This window comes from Maribacter sp., assembly GCF_039968975.1.
In the GTDB taxonomy this organism is placed as follows: Bacteria; Bacteroidota; Bacteroidia; order Flavobacteriales; family Flavobacteriaceae; genus Maribacter.
In genome coordinates this window covers 1-1,948 of the sequence record NZ_JBDVOT010000188.1, presented here as the reverse complement: position 1 = coordinate 1,948, position 1,948 = coordinate 1, and the positions used below count along the sequence as shown (strand labels likewise).

General features: G+C 37.4%; 1 protein-coding gene and 2 pseudogenes. All 3 read right to left on the bottom strand.

All coding sequences use genetic code 11. The annotated features are described in order from the left end of the window. Window positions 1-416 (bottom strand): annotated as a pseudogene (locus ABJI11_RS12870) (capsular biosynthesis protein); the annotation flags it as partial. Continuing rightward, on the bottom strand, window positions 413-1,528 hold the full coding sequence (locus ABJI11_RS12865) for a glycosyltransferase family 4 protein (RefSeq protein ID WP_348352874.1): 1,116 nt from the start codon (window positions 1,526-1,528) through the stop codon (window positions 413-415). The pseudogene ABJI11_RS12870 and the gene ABJI11_RS12865, both read right to left, overlap by 4 nt. A gap of 109 nt (window positions 1,529-1,637) precedes the next feature. After that, window positions 1,638-1,948 (bottom strand): annotated as a pseudogene (locus ABJI11_RS12860) (glycosyltransferase family 2 protein); the annotation flags it as partial.

Below are 1,948 nucleotides of genomic sequence, written 5' to 3'. Positions count from 1 at the left end.
TGTTCTTGTTTCCAATTCCCTGCATATTTAAACCAGCCCTTTTTTTGACTAAAAAACACCAAATACGGAATCACAAAAACCCCAATTCCTGTGGGTGCTCTAAATTGAAAATAATCGCTTTGTGCTAGGGCTTTTTTTATAACCGTTAGTATTTTAGGAGCTTTATAGATAATAGCCAACTTATCTTGTATGCTTGTACCCCCTACTGCTGGTAATGCCACAAAAGTTATTTTGGACGATGTATAAGGTAGCGCACTAGGTGGTGCAGGAACTTCGTGGAGCATTGCCACATGTAGTATGCAATCAAAAACCGTAAGCAAATGATTTATTTCGGTTACGGTAGACCCCAAACCTACAATGCTTCCATCTGATTTTTTATAATGTTCGGTATGCGATATTATAGTTAATGTTTTCATGTTAATAAAGCTATATACTGTTTTACTACCATAGACCAATCATGTTGTTTCGCCCATTTCTTTGCGTTGGCAGAAAACAGTTCTTTTTTTTGTAAGATGCTCTCTATAGCGTTTTGTAACTGTAGGCTATCCTTTCCATCAATTAGTATCCCAGACTTTTCGTGCTGTACCGCATCTTCAATACCACAATTTAAAGACCCTATTGCTGGTATGCCTAAAGCATTCGCTTCTAAAATGGCAATACCAAAACCTTCTACATCACCAGTAGTACTTTCGGTACTCAGCATTATAAAAATATCGGTTTGTAATAACGTTTGTTTTAATGCCACATCGTCTAGACTACCATGAAAAGTGATGTGTTTATCTACCCCTAATTGTTTGGCCTTTTCTAAAAAAGCAGGAGCTTCTGTGGGAATGCCCACACAATGGTAGTGCAAATCAGGGAATACGTTTAAAAGCGTTGGTAATTGGTTAATTACTTGTAGTTGTCCTTTTCTAGTACTTACCCTCCCCACCGTTGTTAATACAGGATTTCCTGGCAATGCCTTTACCGGTTTCTTTTCTGTTTGCCAATCTGCAAAACTAATACCATTAGGAATTACCTCCACCTCTTTATCTAGGTGCGCTATTAAACTTTTGGTATACTTAGAAACCGCAACAATACTGTTAAAGCGTAGTAAAGCATTATCTATAGATTTTTTTAAAAGAAAGGATTTAAAGTTGACCTCACTACCATGTACTACAGCCAAGGTCTTTCTTTTTTTAAACATACTAATAAAAGCAACGTTCCAAAGCGAAAACTTTCCTGTAGCTATCACCTGTGAAGCATTAGAAAACGCTTTATAGGTAGCAAGGATGCGTTGCAGATACATTTTAAATCTTTGTGCCTGTAAGGGAATGCGAACTACCGTAAAATCTAATGCTGCATCAAAAGTAGCCTCTTCTGTTCCTGTTAAAGAACGCTGATCTGCAATTACCTTTACCTTGTAATTTGCTTTCTGTAAAGACAAAGCTAAATGTAAGGCATGATTGCCAATACCACCGGGTTGTGGCGGAAACTCTGAAGTAACTATTACAATGTTTTTTTTACCCAAACCTATATTTTTTTTCACTTATTTTTTTAAACTATTCCCTTACACACCTCATACCTCATACCTCATGTCATTCAGAGCATAGCGAAGAATCTCTCCCTTACTACCTCATACCTAATACCTCATACCCCTACAATCTACCAATTCTATCCCCTTCTTTCAACTTCTTACTTGCCAAACGCCAAGAAGTACACACCTGATACAACACTATAGGTACAATTAATATTGTAAGTAAAACGCCGATTACCAATAAAGGTTTATTCTTTTTAAACTGATACGGAAAAATAGACAAAGGCACCATGCGCAACAATGCCAAACGCGCTGCTTTATTGCCAAAATATTTTCTAAAAAAATACAACACACTAGGAATGGGGCCTGGCGCAAAAAAATTAGACGGTCTAAAGGCATCCCAACTGCCCATTTCTCGTAATCCACCTGTTC